Here is a 16,594-nt window from a genome sequence, read left to right on the forward strand (position 1 = left end):
CATCGGCGGGAACTATTAGGGTCTAGGCATGACTCAGACGGTGCGAGGTGTGATCTCCCGGACGAAGGCTCAACCGATCGAAGTGGTGGATATCGTCATCCCCGACCCGGGGCCGGGTGAGGTCGTGGTCGACATCCAGGCGTGCGGGGTGTGCCACACCGACCTGACCTACCGCGAGGGCGGCATCAACGACGAGTTCCCGTTCCTGCTCGGCCATGAAGCCGCCGGCGTCGTCGAATCCGTCGCACCCGGCGTGACGAATGTCGAGCCGGGCGACTTCGTGATCCTCAACTGGCGGGCGGTGTGCGGTCAGTGCCGGGCGTGCAAGCGCGGCCGGCCGCACCTGTGTTTCGACACCTTCAACGCCGCGCAGCCGATGACGCTGACCGACGGCACACCGTTGACCCCGGCGCTGGGGATCGGTGCGTTCGCCGACAAGACGCTGGTGCACGAAGGCCAGTGCACCAAGGTCGATCCCGCCGCCGACCCCGCCGCAGCCGGGCTGCTCGGCTGCGGCGTGATGGCGGGCGTCGGCGCGGCGATCAACACCGGGGCGATCAACCGCGACGACACCGTGGCGGTGATCGGCTGCGGCGGCGTCGGGGACGCCGCGATCGCTGGTGCCCGCCTGGTCGGCGCCAAACGCATCATTGCCGTCGACACCGACAACCGGAAACTGGACTGGGCCCGCCAGTTCGGCGCCACCCACACGATCAACGCCCGCGAACTCGACCCGGTGAAGACGATCCAGGACCTCACCGACGGCAACGGCGCCGACGTCGTCATCGACGCCGTCGGCCGGCCCGAGACCTGGAAACAGGCCTTCTACGCGCGTGACCTCGCCGGCACCGTGGTGCTGGTCGGGGTGCCGACCCCGGACATGACGCTGGAGATGCCGCTGATCGACTTCTTCTCCCGCGGCGGGTCGCTGAAATCCTCCTGGTACGGCGACTGTCTGCCCGAACGGGACTTCCCGACGTTGATCAGCCTTTACCTGCAAGGGCGCTTCCCGCTCGACAAGTTCGTCTCCGAGCGCATCGGACTCGGAGACATCGAGGACGCGTTCCACAAGATGCACGCCGGTGAGGTACTCCGTTCGGTGGTGGTCTTGTGATGAGCGCCCGCGCGAAGAACGGAGAATCATGAGCAGCAGCCCGATCCAGCGCCTGGTGACCAGCGGCACCTTCGAACTCGACGGCGGCAGCTGGGATGTCGACAACAACATCTGGCTCGTCGGCGACGACAAGGAGGTTGTGGTGTTCGACGCCGCGCACACCGCAGAGCCGATCATCGACGCGGTCGGCGGTAGGCACGTGGTGGCTGTGGTGTGCACGCACGGCCACAACGACCACGTCACCGTGGCGCCGCAGCTCGGCCAGGCTCTCGACGCGCCGGTGCTGATGCACCCGGCCGACGACGTGCTGTGGCGGATGACCCACCCGGACAACGATTTCCGATCGGTGGCCGACGGCGAGACGCTGCGGGTCGCCGGTACCGAGCTGCGTGCGCTGCACACTCCCGGGCATTCGCCCGGGTCGGTGTGCTGGCACGCACCCGAGCTGAACGCGGTGTTCAGCGGCGACACGCTGTTCCAGGGTGGGCCGGGGGCGACCGGCCGCTCGTTCTCCGACTTCCCCACCATTCTGTCGTCGATCTCCGAGCGACTCGGAAAGCTGCCCGGCGACACGGTCGTCTACACCGGCCACGGCGACACGACGACCGTCGGCGACGAGATCGTGCACTACGACGAGTGGGTGGCGCGCGGCAGCTGAGCTGCCAAATGGAGTGAGCAGCTGAGCTGCCAAATGGAGTGAGCAGCTGAGCTGCCAAATGGAGTCGGCAGCTGAGCTGCCAATTGGACGGAGCAGCTGAGCTGCTAGACCGGCGGCGGCAGCGGGCCCGGCCAGTTCGGCTCGTCCAGGCTGATGGGACCCTGGGCCGGACGTGCCTTCCTGCCCGCACGCACCCGCCATGCCAACGCGATCGCCAGTGCCGCCATGCCCGCTATGGACAAACCGCCGAACAGCCACAGCAGCCCAGCCGGTGAACTGTCGCGCCCGAACGACAGCTGCGGGTTGATGTAGCCGCCGACGTTGCCACCGGTCGAGATGTCGTACACGCCGTCCTGCGGGATCTGGGCGACCCAGATCCGGATCCGGACATCGTTGTTGATCGACGTCGTGGCGCCCATCGTCTCCGTGACGACCGGCTCTGGGACTCCCTCGGGTGGTGTGACGCCGAGTTGCAGGGCGGGGACCGGGAAGGCGCCGTTCACCCCACCCGTCACCGCGGTGTGGAAGCTGATGGTCACTTCGCCGGCGGGCAGTTGCAGCCTGCCCGAGCCCGGAATCGGCACCTCGCCGTAGGCGTCGAACTCGTCGAAGACGAACACGTTGAGCACGATCGCGACGATGAACCCGACCACCCCGGCCACCAGCGTCAGGACCGCACCGCCGATCGCGATCCGTGGACCGAGCCGCCCCGTCATGCGGCGAGTCTGTCATGCGCGCGCTTCTGCGGCGCGGCGCTCGCGCGAGGACTACCGTCCGAAGAGACGGAAAAGCCCAGATTCCCTCGAAAGGTCGCGATGCCTGAGTCCAGCATCGTCGTGCAGCCCGAGCCGATGGACAGCGGCACGTACACCGCTGCGTCTCGGCTCCAGGCGGCGGGGCTGCAGTCGGCCATCGCCGTCTTCGAGGAGTGCGCGGCTGCGGTGCCGATACCCGCGCCCCCGCAGCCGATCGTGATCGCCGACTACGGCGCGGCCAGCGGACACAACTCACTGCTGCCCATCGGCGCCGCAATCGCGGTGCTGCGCGGGCGTACCCGCCCCGAACACTCCGTGCTCGTCACCCACACCGACAGGCCGGACAACGATTTCAGCGCGATGTTCCGCACCCTCGAAGAGGATCCCGACAGTTATCTGCGCAAGGACCGCGCCACCTTCGCCTCGGCGATCGGCCGCTCCTTCTACAGCCAGATCCTGCCGTCCAACAGCGTCAACCTCGGCTGGAGTTCCTGGGCGATCCAGTGGCTGAGCCGGGTTCCGGGTGTCATCGGCGACCATCTCCAAGTCGCCTACTGCGCAGACGAATCCGTGCGCGCCGCGTTCGCCAAACAGGCCGCCCGCGACTGGCACGAGTTCGTCGCCTTTCGCGGCCGGGAACTGTGCCCCGGCGGCCGCCTGGTGGTGACGACGATGGCCGTCGGCGACGACGGCGAGTTCGGCTACCGGCCGCTGCTGTCGGCGATGGTGGACGGACTCGACGAACTCGCCGCCGGCGGACTGATCACCGGCGACGAGGTGTCCCGGATGTGTGTGCCGACGGTGTCGCGGCGTGCGGCGGACTTCGCGGCGCCGTTTGCGCCGTCCGGACGCTTCGAACGACTCGAGATCGAACGCATCGAGATGTTCGACGCAGAAGACCGGTTCTTCAATCGCTACCGGGTAGACGGCGAAGCAACCGCTTTCGGCGCCCGATGGGCGGGCTTCGCTCGCACGTCGGTGTTCCCGCAGTTGACGACGGCGTTGACCGACGGTGCCGCGGATCCGCGCGTACCGGAGTTGTTCGACCGGCTCGAAGCCGGTGTGGCCGAGCGGTTGGCGGCCGCACCGGAACAGATGCGAATCCCGCAGGCCCACGTCGTGCTGGTCAAACGCCACAGCACCTGATCGAGCGAGAAGACACCGGCAGCAGGTGTAGAGATCGGTTCGGCTTCTTCGTCGTATTCGGTAGAGGGGTGACAAGCCACTCACGACCGGAGAGGATCTGCTGATATGCACTATCTCGCGCTGCTGTACTGGCACGAAGACCCCAGGACGGCCGACCCCGACACGCCCGAGTTCGCCGAGGACGTCGCGCGGTATGCGGAGTTCGACAAGGCGGCGGGTGCGGCGGTCGTCGGTGGTGGCGCCCTGTACCCGGCGAGCGAGGCGCTGTCGCTGCGCCACGACGGGGACAAGGTGATCGTGACGGACGGTCCGTTCGTCGAACAGGCCGAGGTGATCGGCGGAGTCATGGTGCTCGATCGCGACAACCTCGACGACGCGCTCGAGGTCGCGGCGCAGATCCCGGCGGCCGCCGATGCCGGCGGCGCGGTCGAACTGTGGCCGATGGCGGAGTTCCGCCAGGACGACGGCCCACAGCCGGACTGGTGGCTGGCGCTGCTGTTCGAACCGCGCGACACCGCCCCCGGCCCGGGATCGGCGGCATGGGAGGAGGGTGTGCGGGAGCACTCCCGGTTCGGCGAGGTGTTCAGCAGCGTGCTCCGCGGGGGCGGTGCGCTGTACCCGGCGGTCGCCGCGACGACGGTTCGGGTCCGCGACGGCCAGATGCTGGTCACCGACGGCCCTTTCGTGGAGTCGACCGAAGTCGCCAGTGGCCTCTACTTCCTCGCCGCCGCCGACCGGGACAGTGCCGCCGCGGTCGCCGCGCAGATTCCTGTCGCCGGGAAAGGTGGCATCGAACTACGCCGGATCGTCGACATGGGCGAGTGAACCTCGACCACATCTACCGTGAGCAGTTCGGCCGGGCGGTCGCGACGACCGCCCGGCTCATCGGCGACATCGGCCTCGCCGAGGACGCAGTACATGACGCGTTCGCCGACGCGCTGCGGACCTGGCACGACCGCGGGCTGCCCGACAACCCGGGTGCGTGGATCACCACCGCCGCCCGAAACCGTGCTCTGGACCGGCTGCGCCGGGAATCCCTGCGCGGCAGGAAGGAGAGCGACGCGGCAATGGTCGCGCCACGGCCGGTGGACGACGAGACACCGCCGGTGGCCGATGACCGGCTGCGGCTGATCTTCACCTGCTGTCACCCGGCTCTCACACCCCAAGCGCGGGTCACGCTGACGTTGCGTCTGGTCTGCGGGCTGCGCACCACGGAGATCGCGCGGGCGTTCATGCAGCCGGAAGGCACTGTGGCCCAACGTCTTACGCGGGCCAAGGCGAAGATCCGGATCGCCGGGATCCCGCTGCGGGTGCCGCCGCCGCACCTGCTGCCCGAACGCCTGACCGACGTGCTGGCCTGCATCTATCTCGTGTTCGCCGAGGGCTATTCGGCGACGGCGGGCGATCAGATGGTGCGTCCCGAGTTGTGCGCGGAGGCGGTACGACTGGGCAGGCTGCTGTGTGAGTTGATGCCCGACGAAGGCGAGGCACACGCGCTGCTGGCGTTGATGCTGCTCAACGACAGCCGCCGTGGTGAGCGTTCCGGACCGACCGGTGAGCTGCTCACCCTCGAGGAGCAGGATCGCAGCAGGTGGGACCCCGCCTCGATCGACGAGGGAATGTCCCGGCTGCGGAGCGCGGCGGCGCTCGGCCGGGGACCGTACCTGGCACAGGCCGCGATCGCCGCAGCGCATGCCAGGGCGCCGAGTTTCCAGCGGACCGATTGGCGGGTGATCGTGGGTGCCTACGACGACCTGATGACGTGGTCGGCCTCGCCCGCGGTACGGCTGAATCGTGCTGTCGCGGTGGGGTTTCTGCGCGGTTTCGAGGTCGGGCTCGCCGAACTCGACGAGGTCGCCGCCGATCACCGGGTGGCCGAGGGCCACACACTGGCCGCGGCGCGCGCGGACCTGCTGCGGCGGCTGGGGCGAACATCGGACGCAGCCGTGCAGTACCGGCTGGCAATCAGCCGGGTCCGCAACGATCAGACGCGGCGGTACCTGCAGCGTCGGCTCGACGAGCTACCGGATGGTGCCGACCCCCGGGATCAACGGCAGATCCAAAGCCGTGACCCAGCCCGGTGAGAGGTCGTTGACCGCGGGTACGGCGTTGAGCGCCCGCAGACCGGTGGCCAGACAGCCGGCCGCGGCCGCGTCGCGACCGGACCCGTCGGTGAACCGGAACGCGGTCTCCTGGAAGATGCTCGGCGTCCCTTCGATGTCGACGCGATAGACGTCGTTCTGATCACCCGACGGCCAGTCGGGTGCCGCGTCGTTGCCGATCCGGTTGACGTGCTCGAGCTGGATGCGGGTCTCGCCGCGGTACACCCCGTTGATGGTGAACCGGACCGCGGCGACGTTGCCCGGTTCGATCACCCCTTTGGCGGTCTGACGCGGTTCGGGGGTGACCCACTTGTCCCAGGTGGTGGTGATCTCGTCGAGCATGATCCCCGCGGCGTGGGCGATCATCGGAACTGTTGCGCCCCAGGCGAACACCAGGATTTCAGGGTTCTCCAACATCGGCCGGTACTCGGGTGGTTTGCCGATACCCATCTCGCGGTCGTAGTCGCCCTCGTAATTGGTGTAATCCAGCAGCTCCGAGGCGCGGACCCGGCGTACCTCGGAACACAGGCCCATCAGCGTCATCGGGAACAGGTCGTTGGCGAAGCCCGGGTCGATACCGGTGGTGAAGCACGACGACTCCCCCAGTTCACACGCCACGGTGATCGGCTGGATCCAGTTCGGCGGGTTGAGGTGCATGGTCGGCCAGATCCACGGTGTCATCGCGGTGGAGCAGACGTCGATACCCGCGCGCAGGAACCGGGTGATCAGCTCGATGTTGGCGTCCGCGTGCGCGGCCGTGGGGCCGTAGTGCACCAGCGCGTCGGGCCGCAGATCGATCAGCGCGTCGACGTCGTCGGTGGCGGTCACGCCGAGGTCGGCACCGAGGCCGCAGATCTCCCCCACGTCTCGCCCGACCTTGTCCGGGTTGCTGACCCCGACCCCCACCAACTCGAAGCACGGGTGTCTGGCGATCTCGGCGATCACCATCCTGCCGACGAACCCGGTTCCCCAGATCACCACCCGCTTCACGTCGGATCCATTCACCAGCGCCGCCTCTCGTGGTCTCGACCGTCCGCCGGTTTCGGCGTCAGAAGCAGCGTCGCAGACCACCCGGTTCGCAGATCAGCGGGTACTGGTCGACCGGGATCGGCAGCGGTTCCTTGTACGACAACGTGAACGGCGTGTTGATGATCGCCGGTGCCAGGCCGCAGTTCCCGCTGTGCGAGACGCTGCGTGTCCCGGACATCGTGGCGTCGTCGAACTTGTACGTCTCGACCGTGGGGCCCCAGGTGCCGTCGGGGCACTGCATGCCGTCCTTCTGCGGCACGCTGAAACTCCATATCCCGCCGACCAGCCTGGCGTCACCGCTGAGCAGGCCCGTCGAGGCCGAGACCTTCAGCCGGCAACCGACCGGCAGGTACAGCGGCTCACGCAGATCCCCAACCACCGGCACGCACGACGGGTAGATGCTCCACGTCCCGGCCAGCCCCTCGGCCGGGGTGTAGTCGAAGACCCCCTCCATGACCTGCGCCGCCTGGGCGGGAGCAGGCAGTCCCAGAGCAACACCGAGGGCGACGACGGTGGCAGCGATGCCGCGCAGGATCTTCACGGAGTCGAGTATTTCAGTCGAGGACGGACAAAGTCACGGATTTGTCGCCCCGGCCAATGGGTAGTAAAACCGAGGCAGGCTCGAATCCGGGGTGGTGCAGATGACGAGAACAGCGGTCTCGACCGCTGTCCTCCGCATTTTCACAGCAGCGGTGGCCCTGGCCCTCGCGTTGACCGGCTGCTCCACCGGACAGCGGGTCGACCTGGGCGCCGGGGCCGACGGTGTGGTGGCGGCCATCGGCGGAGAGCCTGATCAACTGGACCCGCACAAGACCACCGCGTACTTCTCCTTCGAGGTCCTCGAGAACGTCTTCGACACGCTCGTCGAACCCGACGAGAACCTGCAGATGCAGCCCGCCCTGGCCGAGTCGTGGGAGGTCAGCCCCGACGAGCGCACCTGGACGTTCCGGCTGCGCGACGGCGTGGTGTTCCACGACGGCACCCCGCTGACCGCCGACGACGTGGTGTTCTCCTACCGCCGCATCATCGACGAAGAGCTCCCCAACTCCGACAAGTTCAGCGCGGTGACCGCCGTCGAGGCGCCGGACCCGTCGACCGTGGTGATCCGCACCGACCGCCCGGTACCGAACATGCTCACCAACCTCGGTGGGTTCAAGGGCATGGCGATCGTGTCGCGCGGCAACGTCGAGAGCGGAGAGATCGCCACCCGCCCGATCGGCACCGGGCCGTTCAGCTTCCGTGATCAGCGCAGCGGCGACTCCATCATGCTGGCGGCCAATCCGGACTACTGGGGCGGTGCTCCCGACATCACGGGGGTGACGTTCCGGTTCATCTCCGAACCGTCGACGGCCCTGTCGGCGCTGCAGGCCGGCGAGGTCGACTGGACGGATTCGATTCCGCCGCAGCGGGTGGCGCAACTCGGTGACGACGACTCGGTGACGCTGGCGGTGACCCCCAGCAACGATTACTGGTACCTGGCGCTCAACGAGGCCCGCGCCCCGTGGGACGACGTGCGGGTGCGTCAGGCGATCGCGTACGCCATCGACCGCGAGTCGATCGTGCAGGCCACCAGCTACGGCACCGCGGAGATCAATCAGCTGGCGATACCGCAGGGCAATCCCTGGTACACGCCGTACGACAGGTACCGCGAAGGCGGCAGCGAGGAAGGGCTCGACCGGGCCCGGGAGCTGTTGCAGGAAGCGGGCGCAGCGCCGTCACGGCTCGACATGCTGGTCACCACCGACTACCCGGAGACGGTGACGGCCGCCCAGATCATCGCCGACAACCTGTCCACTCTCGGCATCACCGTGGACATTCGCACCGTCGACTTCGCCACCTGGCTCGACGAGCAGAACTCCGGCAACTTCGACATGCTGATGATGGGCTGGCTGGGCAACATCGATCCGGACGACTTCTACTACGCCCAGCACCACACCGACGGGACGAGCAACGCGCAGAAGTTCTCCGACCCGGAAGTGGACCGGCTGTTGGACGCGGGCCGGGTGGAAACCGACAGAGACGCCCGCGCCGACGACTACGCCGAGGCGGCAACGCTGATCGCCGACAAGGTCAGCTACATCTTCTTGTACAACCCGTCGGTGATCCAGGCGTGGAATCCGGCCTTGTCCGGATATCAGGCGCGCCGCGACGGAGCCGTCCGGTTCCGCGACGCGACGATGAACCCGGACGGTGGTGTCTAGCCGTGGCCGCAGTCTCCGCGCTGACCCATCCGATCACCCGGTTCGTCGCGCGCCGGCTGGTGTACTCGGCGGTGGTGCTGCTCGGGGTGCTCGTGGTGGTCTTCGCGCTGGTGCACCTGGTGCCGGGCGATCCGGTCCGGATCGCGCTGGGAACCCGCTACACCCCGGAGGCCTACGACGCGCTGCGGGCGGCCAGCGGTCTGGATCAGCCGATCGTGTCGCAGTTCTTCGGCTACCTCGGCTCGGCGCTCACCGGTGATCTCGGGGTCAGCTTCCGCAACGGTGATCCGGTCACCGTCGCGTTGCTGGAACGGCTTCCCGCGACCCTGTCACTGGGCATCGCCGGCATGGCCATCGCGCTGGTGATCGCGTTGCCCGCCGGCATCTACGCGGCACTACGGGAAGGTCGGATCAGCGACGGAATAGTCCGCGTGACAAGCCAATTCGGCGTCTCGGTGCCTGACTTCTGGCTCGGCATCCTGTTGATCGCGCTGTTCTCGACGACTTTGGGCTGGCTGCCCACCTCGGGGTACCGGCCGCTGTTCGACGACCCGGCCGGCTGGCTGCGGCACATCGTGCTGCCGGCGTTGACCGTCGGCGTGGTGGCCGCGGCGATCATGACGCGTTATGTCCGCTCGGCGGTGCTCGAGGTGGCCGCGATGGGCTATGTACGCACCGCGCGGTCCAAGGGGCTCTCGCCACGGGTCGTCACGTTCCGCCACACCGTGCGCAACGCGCTGGTGCCGATCCTGACGATCACCGGCATCCAGCTGGCGACGATCCTCGGCGGGGTGATCGTCGTCGAGGTGGTGTTCGCCTGGCCGGGACTGGGCCGGCTGGTCTTCAACGCGGTGGCCGCCCGCGACTATCCCCTGATCCAGGGTGCGGTGCTGCTGATCGCCGCGCTGTTCCTGCTCATCAACCTGCTCGTGGATCTGCTCTACGCGGTGGTCGACCCGAGGATCCGGTTGGCATGACGACCTCCTCGAACTCCGTGGAAACCACCCGGGTCTCGTCCTGGCGGCTGCTGGCGGGCAACCCGATCACGCTGATCAGCGCGGTGACGTTGGTCCTGGTGGCAGTCGTCGCGGTGACCGCGAACTGGATCGCTCCGTACGGCGTGAACGACGTCGAAGTGCCCAACGCGCTGCAACCACCCAGCGGCTCACACTGGTTCGGCACCGACGAACTGGGCCGCGACGTGTTGTCCCGGGTGGTGGTCGCCATGCAGGCCTCGATGCGGATCGCCGTCGTCAGCGTCACGTTCGCCGTGGTGGTGGGGGTGGCCGTCGGGGTGGTGTCCGGGTATCGCGGCGGCTGGCTGGACGCGGTGCTGATGCGGGTCGTCGACGTGATGTTCGCGTTCCCGGTGCTGCTGCTGGCCCTGGCGATCGTCGCCATCCTGGGGCCGGGGGTGACCACCACGATGCTGGCGATCGGCATCGTGTTCACGCCGATCTTCGCGCGGGTGGCGCGCGCCAGCGCGCTGAGCGTCCGAAGCGAACCGTACGTCGCGGCCTCGCGCGCCATGGGGACCGGCGACCTGTACATCCTGCGGCGGCACATCCTGCCCAACATCTCCGGCCCGCTGATCGTGCAGACCTCGCTGTCGCTGGCCTTCGCGATCCTTGCGGAGGCGGCGCTGTCGTTCCTGGGTCTGGGCATCCAGCCCCCGGAGCCGTCGCTGGGCCGGATGATCTTCGACTCCCAGGGTTTCGCGACGATGGCCTGGTGGATGGCGGTGTTCCCCGGGGCGGCGATCTTCCTCATCGTGCTCGCGTTCAACCTGTTCGGTGACGGGCTGCGCGATGTGCTCGACCCCAAGCAACGCACCACCATCGAGGCCCGGAGGCAGCAGTGACGAGCCCGAAACCGGTGCTGAGTGTGCGCGACCTCGGAGTGCGCATCGGCTCGCGCACGCTTGTCGACGGGGTGTCGTTCGACGTCCACCGGGAGCAGACCGTCGGCATCGTGGGCGAATCGGGGTCCGGCAAGTCGATGACGGTTCTCGCGGCAACCGGACTGCTGGACGCGCCCGGGGCACGGGTGTCGGGCAGCAGCACGCTCACCGGTGAGGCGGGCGAACCGGTGCAGCTGGTGGGTGCGTCACCGCGGGTGCTGCGCCGGGTGCACGGCGCCCGGATCGGCTTCGTATTCCAGGATCCGGGCACCTCGCTGAACCCGCTGCTGACCCTGGAGCGCCAGATCACCGAGTCGCTGGAGACGCACCGCCGGATGACCCGGCGGGAGGCCGGAACCCGGGCACTGGAGTTGCTCGAGGCGGTCGGCCTGCCCGACCCCGAGATGCGTCTGCACGCCTACCCGCACCAGCTGTCGGGGGGCCAGCGCCAGCGGGTGATGATCGCGATCGCGTTGGCGTGTGACCCGGAGGTGCTGATCGCCGACGAACCCACCACGGCACTGGATGTCACGACGCAGGCGCAGATCGTCGAGCTGGTGCGGACGCTGCAGCGCGACTTCGGTACCGCGGTGGTGTGGATCAGCCACGACCTGGGCGTGATCGGGCAGGTCGCCCGCGAGGTGACCGTGTTGCGCGACGGCGTGGCCGTCGAGCAGGCACCGATCATGGATGTGTTCGACCGGCCGCGCGAGGAGTACACCCGTGACCTGTTGGCCGCCCGCCCGGTACTCGACGGTGCCGGCCCTGGCGCGGCCCCGGCCGACGCCAAGACTCTGCTGGAGGTCGACGGGCTCGATGTCCGGTTCGCGGTGTCCACCCCGGTGGGCCGGTCCACGGTGCACGCGGTCAAGGACGTGTCGTTTCGGATCCGCCGCGCGACGACGCTGGGCCTGGTGGGCGAATCCGGGTCAGGGAAGTCGACGGTCGCGGCAGTGCTGACCGGGCTGGTGAAGCCGGACGGCGGCAGCGCCACGCTGGACGGCACAGACATCCTGAGCGCAAAGGGATCCGGGGCCAAGGCGTTGCGCCGCCGCATCGGGCTGGTGCTCCAGGATCCGTTCTCCTCGCTGAATCCCCGTGCCCGTGTCGATGTCTCGATCTCCGAACCCCTGAAGGTGCACGGACTGGCGGAGGGCGCTCAGGCGCGCCGGGAGCGGGTCGCCGAACTTCTCGAGCTGGTGGGGCTGCCCACCTCGTTCGCGCAGCGCTATCCGCATGAGCTCTCGGGCGGGCAACGGCAGCGGGTGAGCATCGCGCGCGCCCTGGCCGCCGAGCCGGACCTGCTCATCCTCGACGAGGCGACCGCGTCGCTGGACGTGTCGGTGCAGGCCCGGGTGCTCGAGTTGTTGTCGCGGCTGCAACACGAACTCGGGCTGACCTACCTGCTCATCGGACACGACCTGGCGGTGATCCGGCAGCTGAGCCACGACGTGCTGGTGATGCGCGACGGCGCCGTCGTCGAGAGCCGGCCCGCCGACCAGTTGTTCGCCGCCCCCGAGCAGCCGTACACCCGGGATCTACTGGCGGCGGTTCCCCCGGTGACACCGCGCGCCGCCGTCTGACCTCTACTGCGGCCGTGAGAAGGTCGTGGGCATGAGTCAGCTGAGCGGAAAAGTCGCGTTGGTCACCGGTGCGTCGGCAGGTCTGGGCGCGGCGACCGCGCGGTTGTTCGCCGAGCGCGGCGCGAAGGTGTTCGGCATCGCCCGGGATGCCGCGCGGATGGCCGAGGTGTTCGCCGACGTGCCCGACGCCGGCTTCACGTCGGTCGACATCTCCTCCCCGCAGGCCTGCGCACAGGCCGTCGAGGACTGCGTCACGCACTTCGGCCGGCTGGACATCCTGGCCAACATCGCGGGGTTTCACCAGATGCGGCACACGCCGACGATGACCGACGACGACTGGGCCACCGATCTCGCGGTGAACCTCAACGGGCCGTTCTACCTGTGCCGGGCCGCGCTTCCCCATCTGCTGCAGACCGGGGGCAACATCGTCAACGTCTCGTCAATCGCCGGTGTCGAGGGCGAGGTGTACTCGGCCGGGTACTGCGCGGCCAAGCACGGGCTGATCGGCCTGACCCGGGCGCTGGCCATCGAGTTCACCAAGGAGAAGCTGCGGGTCAACGCGGTCTGCCCGGGAGGCATGCCGACCGCGCAGACCACCGAGTTCCAGGCGCCGGAAAACGCGGACTGGGATCTCATCATGCGGATCGCGTCGCCGCGGGGCTTCATGCAGACCGAGGACGTCGCCAAGACGATCGCATTCCTGGCCAGTGACGACGCCGCGGCGATCCACGGGGCCGTGTACCGGGTGGACAACGGCAAGGGCGCCGGCTGACCGGGCACACCTCGACTGGACACCTGTCTTGATTCGGCCCGTTCCAGGGATGCACAGGACGGTCTGCCGGACGTTGATCAGTGCGGGGTTCCCCGGCCGATAGCCCGATTGTCTCTTCCTGCAACACTTTTCCCACCGAGATTGTCTCGGAGGCCGCGATCTGCCTAGACTGGACTGGTGTCCAGTCAATCTTCCAGCACCGGTCTCGACTTCGGCTTGGTGTTGTTCACCTCCGATCGTGGTATCGCTCCGGCCGCAGCCGCCAAGCTCGCCGACGAACACGGCTTCACGACCTTCTACGTGCCCGAACACACCCACATCCCGATCAAACGCCAAGCCGCCCACCCCACCACCGGCGACGAAACCCTGCCCGACGACCGCTACATGCGCACCCTGGACCCCTGGGTCTCCCTCGGCGGCGCCGCCGCCGTCACCACCCGCGTGCGACTGTCCACCGCGGTGGCACTACCCGTCGAACACGACCCCATCACCCTGGCCAAATCCATCGCCACCCTCGACCACCTCTCCGCCGGACGGGTCTCCCTGGGCGTCGGATTCGGCTGGAACACCGACGAGCTCGCCGACCACAACGTGCCCCCCGGCCGCCGCCGCACCATGCTGCGCGAATACCTCGAAGCCATGCGCGCCCTGTGGACCGACGAAGAAGCCGAATACCACGGCGAGTTCGTCGACTTCGGCCCCTCCTGGGCCTGGCCCAAACCCGTCCAACCCCACATCCCGGTCCTCGTCGGCGCCGCCGGCACCGAAAAGAACTTCAAATGGATCGCCCGCTCCGCCGACGGCTGGATCACCACACCCCGCGACTTCGACATCGACGCCCCCGTCAAACTCCTCCAGGACACCTGGGCCGGCGCCGACCGCGACGGCACCCCACAAATCGTCGCCCTGGACTTCAAACCCGACCCCGACAAACTGCACCACTGGAAAAACCTCGGCGTCACCGAAGTCCTCTTCGGCCTCCCCGACCGCAACCCCGACGACATCGCCACCTACGTCGAACGCCTCGCCACCAAACTCGACGGCTACGGCTTCCGCGGAGGTGACTGATGGCCTACGTCATCACCCAGAACTGTTGCAAGGACGCCAGTTGCGTGCCGGTGTGCCCGGTGGACTGCATCCGCCCGGCGGGCGGCCCCGGCGAGTTCACCGGCACCGAGATGCTCTACATCGACCCGGAGGCATGCATCGACTGCGGGGCATGCATGGACGAATGCCCGGTCGACGCAATCCATTACGAGGAGGACCTGCCGGAGCACCTGGAGCGGTTCCGGGAGCTCAACGCCGCATACTTCGAACGGCACCCGCTGCAACCGGAGGCCACGCCGCCGGACAAGCGGCACGGACCGGTCGAGAACGGATCACTGCGAGTCGCCGTGGTCGGCGCGGGCCCGGCGGCGTGTTACGCCGCAGATGAACTGATCGCCGTCGACGGGGTCGAGGTCGACATGTTCGAGCGGCTGCCCACACCCTTCGGTCTGGTCCGGGCAGGCGTCGCCCCCGACCATCAGCACACCAAATCGGTGGTCAGCCTGTTCACCTCGGCGTTGGCCGACAAACGATTCGGTTGCCACCTCAATGTCGAGATCGGCAGGCACCTGGGCCATCAGGACCTGATGGACCACCACCACGCGGTGATCTACGCGGTCGGGTGCTCGGCCAGTCGCAACCTCGGCATCCCCGGCGAGGATCTTCCCGGCAGCCACCCCGCCTCCGATGTCGTCGGCTGGTACAACGGCCACCCCGACCACGCTCATCACCGATTCGACCTGTCGGGCCGGCGAGCGGTGATCGTCGGCAACGGCAACGTCGCGCTGGACGTGGCCCGCATCCTGTTGACACCCCCCGACCTTCTTGCCGGCACGGACATCGCCGAGCATGCGCTGGAGGCGTTGGCGCACAACTCGATCGAGGAGGTCGTGATCCTGGGCCGGCGCGGACCGCGGGCCGCGGCGTTCTCCGTCGGCGAGTTCCTGGCGCTGGGACATCTGCCCGGTGTGGACGTGGTCATCGACGGGTCCGGCCTGGAACCCGACCCCGACGACGACATCGAGACAGCGGCGAAGCTGGACGTCGCCCGCGAGTACGCTCGGCGCACGCCGACCCCGGGGAACAAGCGGGTGGTGTTCCGCTTCGGTTGCTCGCCGACGGCAATCGAGGGCAGCGAATCCGCGCAGGGGCTGCAGGTCAATGGCAGCGAGGTGATCGAGACGTCGTTGATTCTGCGCTCGATCGGATACCGCGGCGAGTCCCTGCCCGATCTGCCGTTCGACGACTCGACGGGCACGGTGACCAACGATCGCGGTCGGGTGACCGACGGCACCGGCAAGCCCGTCACCGGGGTTTATGTCACCGGCTGGATCAAGCGGGGGCCGCAGGGCGTCATCGGCACCAACCGATCGTGCGCGGAACAGACCGTTGCGCAACTGCTCACGGATTTCGACGCCGGCCTCCTGCGACGCGAGGTGGCAGCCCGAGACGCATTGCGGGCGTTGATGGATCATCGCGGACTGTCACCTGTGGACTGGAGCGGCTGGCGGGCCATCGACACCGCCGAACGCGAGCGAGGTTCGGCGGCGTCCCGACCGCGCGTCAAACTCGTTGCGATGGAGGAGCTTCTCGCCGCGGCGCGGTCGAGTCGGGGTTGAGGAAGCGCCGCAGCATCTCCCGCTCTTCGGCCGGGTCTGTGACCGGCCAGTACACCAGGGACAGCACCACCCGCACGATCCACTGACCGGCCTGGGTGTCGTCCTCGGCGTATCCGGACAGTTCGACCGCCAGCGCCGTCGGCAACGGCGACTCGGTGATCCATGCCAGGTCGGCAGCGCCCCGCATCGAGTTGATCAACGCCTGCCCGAGGGGGTCTGCCCTGATCCGTTCGAGCGCCACAATCACTGCGGTGAGCACGCGGTCGGGACCGCTGAGCCCGTCCACGGCGGACCGCACCGCCTCGATGATCCGTTCCGCGTTCCTTGCGAGCACCGCATCCCGGATCTTGGCCTTGCCGCCCACGTGTCGGTAGATCGTGGCCCGCGAGCAGTGCACCCGCTCCTCGAGAGCAGCGATGTCGAAGGCGTCGATGCCGTCGCGGGCGATCAGTTCGGCGGCGGCGGCGTAGATGCGCTCGGCAGCCGCGGCGCGCCGGTCGCCGACCAACCAGTCCCCTGTCACCACCGCATACCCTTCGCGAGAATCAAGCGCTTGGCTATCTCACCGTGAGACATTCTACGGACTTTTTCTCACTCGCCGTGCAGGTCGTGGCGTCGTCGTGAGACAGCCTGCCGGCGGGTCGCCGACCAGCGGTTTCGACTTCTGT

General features: G+C 68.3%; 16 protein-coding genes. 12 read left to right on the forward strand and 4 right to left on the reverse strand.

What is annotated here, in order from left to right; translation table 11 throughout:
• Window positions 1-28 precede the first annotated feature (28 nt).
• Window positions 29-1,114: an S-(hydroxymethyl)mycothiol dehydrogenase gene (locus G6N53_RS21895; protein ID WP_163892051.1), complete on the forward strand. Its 1,086-nt coding sequence runs from the start codon at window positions 29-31 to the stop codon at window positions 1,112-1,114.
• 28 nt (window positions 1,115-1,142) lie between these two features.
• Window positions 1,143-1,772, forward strand: coding sequence for an MBL fold metallo-hydrolase (locus G6N53_RS21900; RefSeq protein WP_163892054.1), 630 nt, complete (start codon window positions 1,143-1,145; stop codon window positions 1,770-1,772).
• A 104-nt stretch (window positions 1,773-1,876) separates the two neighbouring features.
• On the opposite strand, the gene G6N53_RS21905 is transcribed toward G6N53_RS21900, so the two are convergent.
• On the reverse strand, window positions 1,877-2,488 hold the full coding sequence (locus G6N53_RS21905) for an SHOCT domain-containing protein (protein ID WP_205390433.1): 612 nt from the start codon (window positions 2,486-2,488) through the stop codon (window positions 1,877-1,879).
• Between the two features lie 99 nt (window positions 2,489-2,587).
• Here G6N53_RS21905 and G6N53_RS21910 point away from each other — a divergent pair, with 99 nt between their 5' ends.
• The 3 genes from G6N53_RS21910 to G6N53_RS21920 all read left to right on the forward strand — a co-directional run bounded on the left by G6N53_RS21910 (window position 2,588) and on the right by G6N53_RS21920 (window position 5,757).
• A complete protein-coding gene (locus tag G6N53_RS21910) occupies window positions 2,588-3,673 on the forward strand; it encodes a class I SAM-dependent methyltransferase (protein ID WP_163892057.1) in 1,086 nt (361 codons plus the stop codon).
• 105 nt (window positions 3,674-3,778) lie between these two features.
• The gene (locus G6N53_RS21915) at window positions 3,779-4,498 is read left to right on the forward strand and encodes a YciI family protein (RefSeq protein ID WP_163892060.1); all 720 of its coding nucleotides are present in this window, start codon (window positions 3,779-3,781) and stop codon (window positions 4,496-4,498) included.
• Window positions 4,495-5,757 carry an RNA polymerase sigma factor gene (locus G6N53_RS21920; RefSeq protein WP_163892064.1) on the forward strand — a complete coding sequence of 421 codons (1,263 nt, stop codon included), beginning with the start codon at window positions 4,495-4,497 and terminating at the stop codon, window positions 5,755-5,757. The genes G6N53_RS21915 and G6N53_RS21920 overlap by 4 nt, the downstream gene beginning before the upstream one ends.
• On the opposite strand, the gene G6N53_RS21925 is transcribed toward G6N53_RS21920, so the two are convergent.
• A complete protein-coding gene (locus G6N53_RS21925) occupies window positions 5,695-6,780 on the reverse strand; it encodes an NAD(P)H-dependent amine dehydrogenase family protein (protein WP_163892067.1) in 1,086 nt (361 codons plus the stop codon). The two genes, G6N53_RS21920 and G6N53_RS21925, sit on opposite strands and share 63 nt — an antisense overlap.
• Window positions 6,781-6,823: 43 nt before the next feature.
• Complete coding sequence (locus G6N53_RS21930; RefSeq protein ID WP_163892070.1) at window positions 6,824-7,345, reverse strand: hypothetical protein; 522 nt, start codon at window positions 7,343-7,345, stop codon at window positions 6,824-6,826.
• Window positions 7,346-7,445: 100 nt separating this feature from the next.
• Here G6N53_RS21930 and G6N53_RS21935 point away from each other — a divergent pair, with 100 nt between their 5' ends.
• From G6N53_RS21935 to G6N53_RS21965, 7 genes are all read left to right on the forward strand, one after another.
• A complete protein-coding gene (locus G6N53_RS21935; protein ID WP_163892073.1) occupies window positions 7,446-9,005 on the forward strand; it encodes an ABC transporter substrate-binding protein in 1,560 nt (519 codons plus the stop codon).
• 2 nt (window positions 9,006-9,007) lie between these two features.
• Window positions 9,008-9,982 carry an ABC transporter permease gene (locus G6N53_RS21940; protein WP_205390434.1) on the forward strand — a complete coding sequence of 325 codons (975 nt, stop codon included), beginning with the start codon at window positions 9,008-9,010 and terminating at the stop codon, window positions 9,980-9,982.
• Complete coding sequence (locus tag G6N53_RS21945) at window positions 9,979-10,866, forward strand: ABC transporter permease (protein ID WP_163892076.1); 888 nt, start codon at window positions 9,979-9,981, stop codon at window positions 10,864-10,866. The genes G6N53_RS21940 and G6N53_RS21945 overlap by 4 nt, the downstream gene beginning before the upstream one ends.
• Entirely contained in the window at window positions 10,863-12,488 is a 1,626-nt protein-coding gene (locus G6N53_RS21950) for a dipeptide ABC transporter ATP-binding protein (protein ID WP_163892080.1), read from the forward strand. Before G6N53_RS21945 ends, G6N53_RS21950 begins: the two co-directional genes overlap by 4 nt.
• Window positions 12,489-12,519: 31 nt before the next feature.
• Window positions 12,520-13,260 carry an SDR family NAD(P)-dependent oxidoreductase gene (locus tag G6N53_RS21955; RefSeq protein ID WP_163892083.1) on the forward strand — a complete coding sequence of 247 codons (741 nt, stop codon included), beginning with the start codon at window positions 12,520-12,522 and terminating at the stop codon, window positions 13,258-13,260.
• A gap of 177 nt (window positions 13,261-13,437) precedes the next feature.
• Window positions 13,438-14,328, forward strand: a complete 891-nt coding sequence (locus tag G6N53_RS21960) for an LLM class F420-dependent oxidoreductase (RefSeq protein ID WP_163892086.1) — start codon at window positions 13,438-13,440, stop codon at window positions 14,326-14,328.
• A complete protein-coding gene (locus tag G6N53_RS21965; RefSeq protein WP_163892089.1) occupies window positions 14,328-15,926 on the forward strand; it encodes an FAD-dependent oxidoreductase in 1,599 nt (532 codons plus the stop codon). The genes G6N53_RS21960 and G6N53_RS21965 overlap by 1 nt, the downstream gene beginning before the upstream one ends.
• Here the strand turns inward: G6N53_RS21965 and G6N53_RS21970 are convergent.
• Window positions 15,871-16,452 carry a TetR/AcrR family transcriptional regulator gene (locus G6N53_RS21970; RefSeq protein WP_163892092.1) on the reverse strand — a complete coding sequence of 194 codons (582 nt, stop codon included), beginning with the start codon at window positions 16,450-16,452 and terminating at the stop codon, window positions 15,871-15,873. The genes G6N53_RS21965 and G6N53_RS21970 overlap by 56 nt on opposite strands.
• Window positions 16,453-16,594: the final 142 nt, after the last annotated feature.

The sequence above is a fragment of the Mycolicibacterium hippocampi genome (genome assembly GCF_010723735.1).
Lineage (GTDB): Bacteria > Actinomycetota > Actinomycetes > Mycobacteriales > Mycobacteriaceae > Mycobacterium > Mycobacterium hippocampi.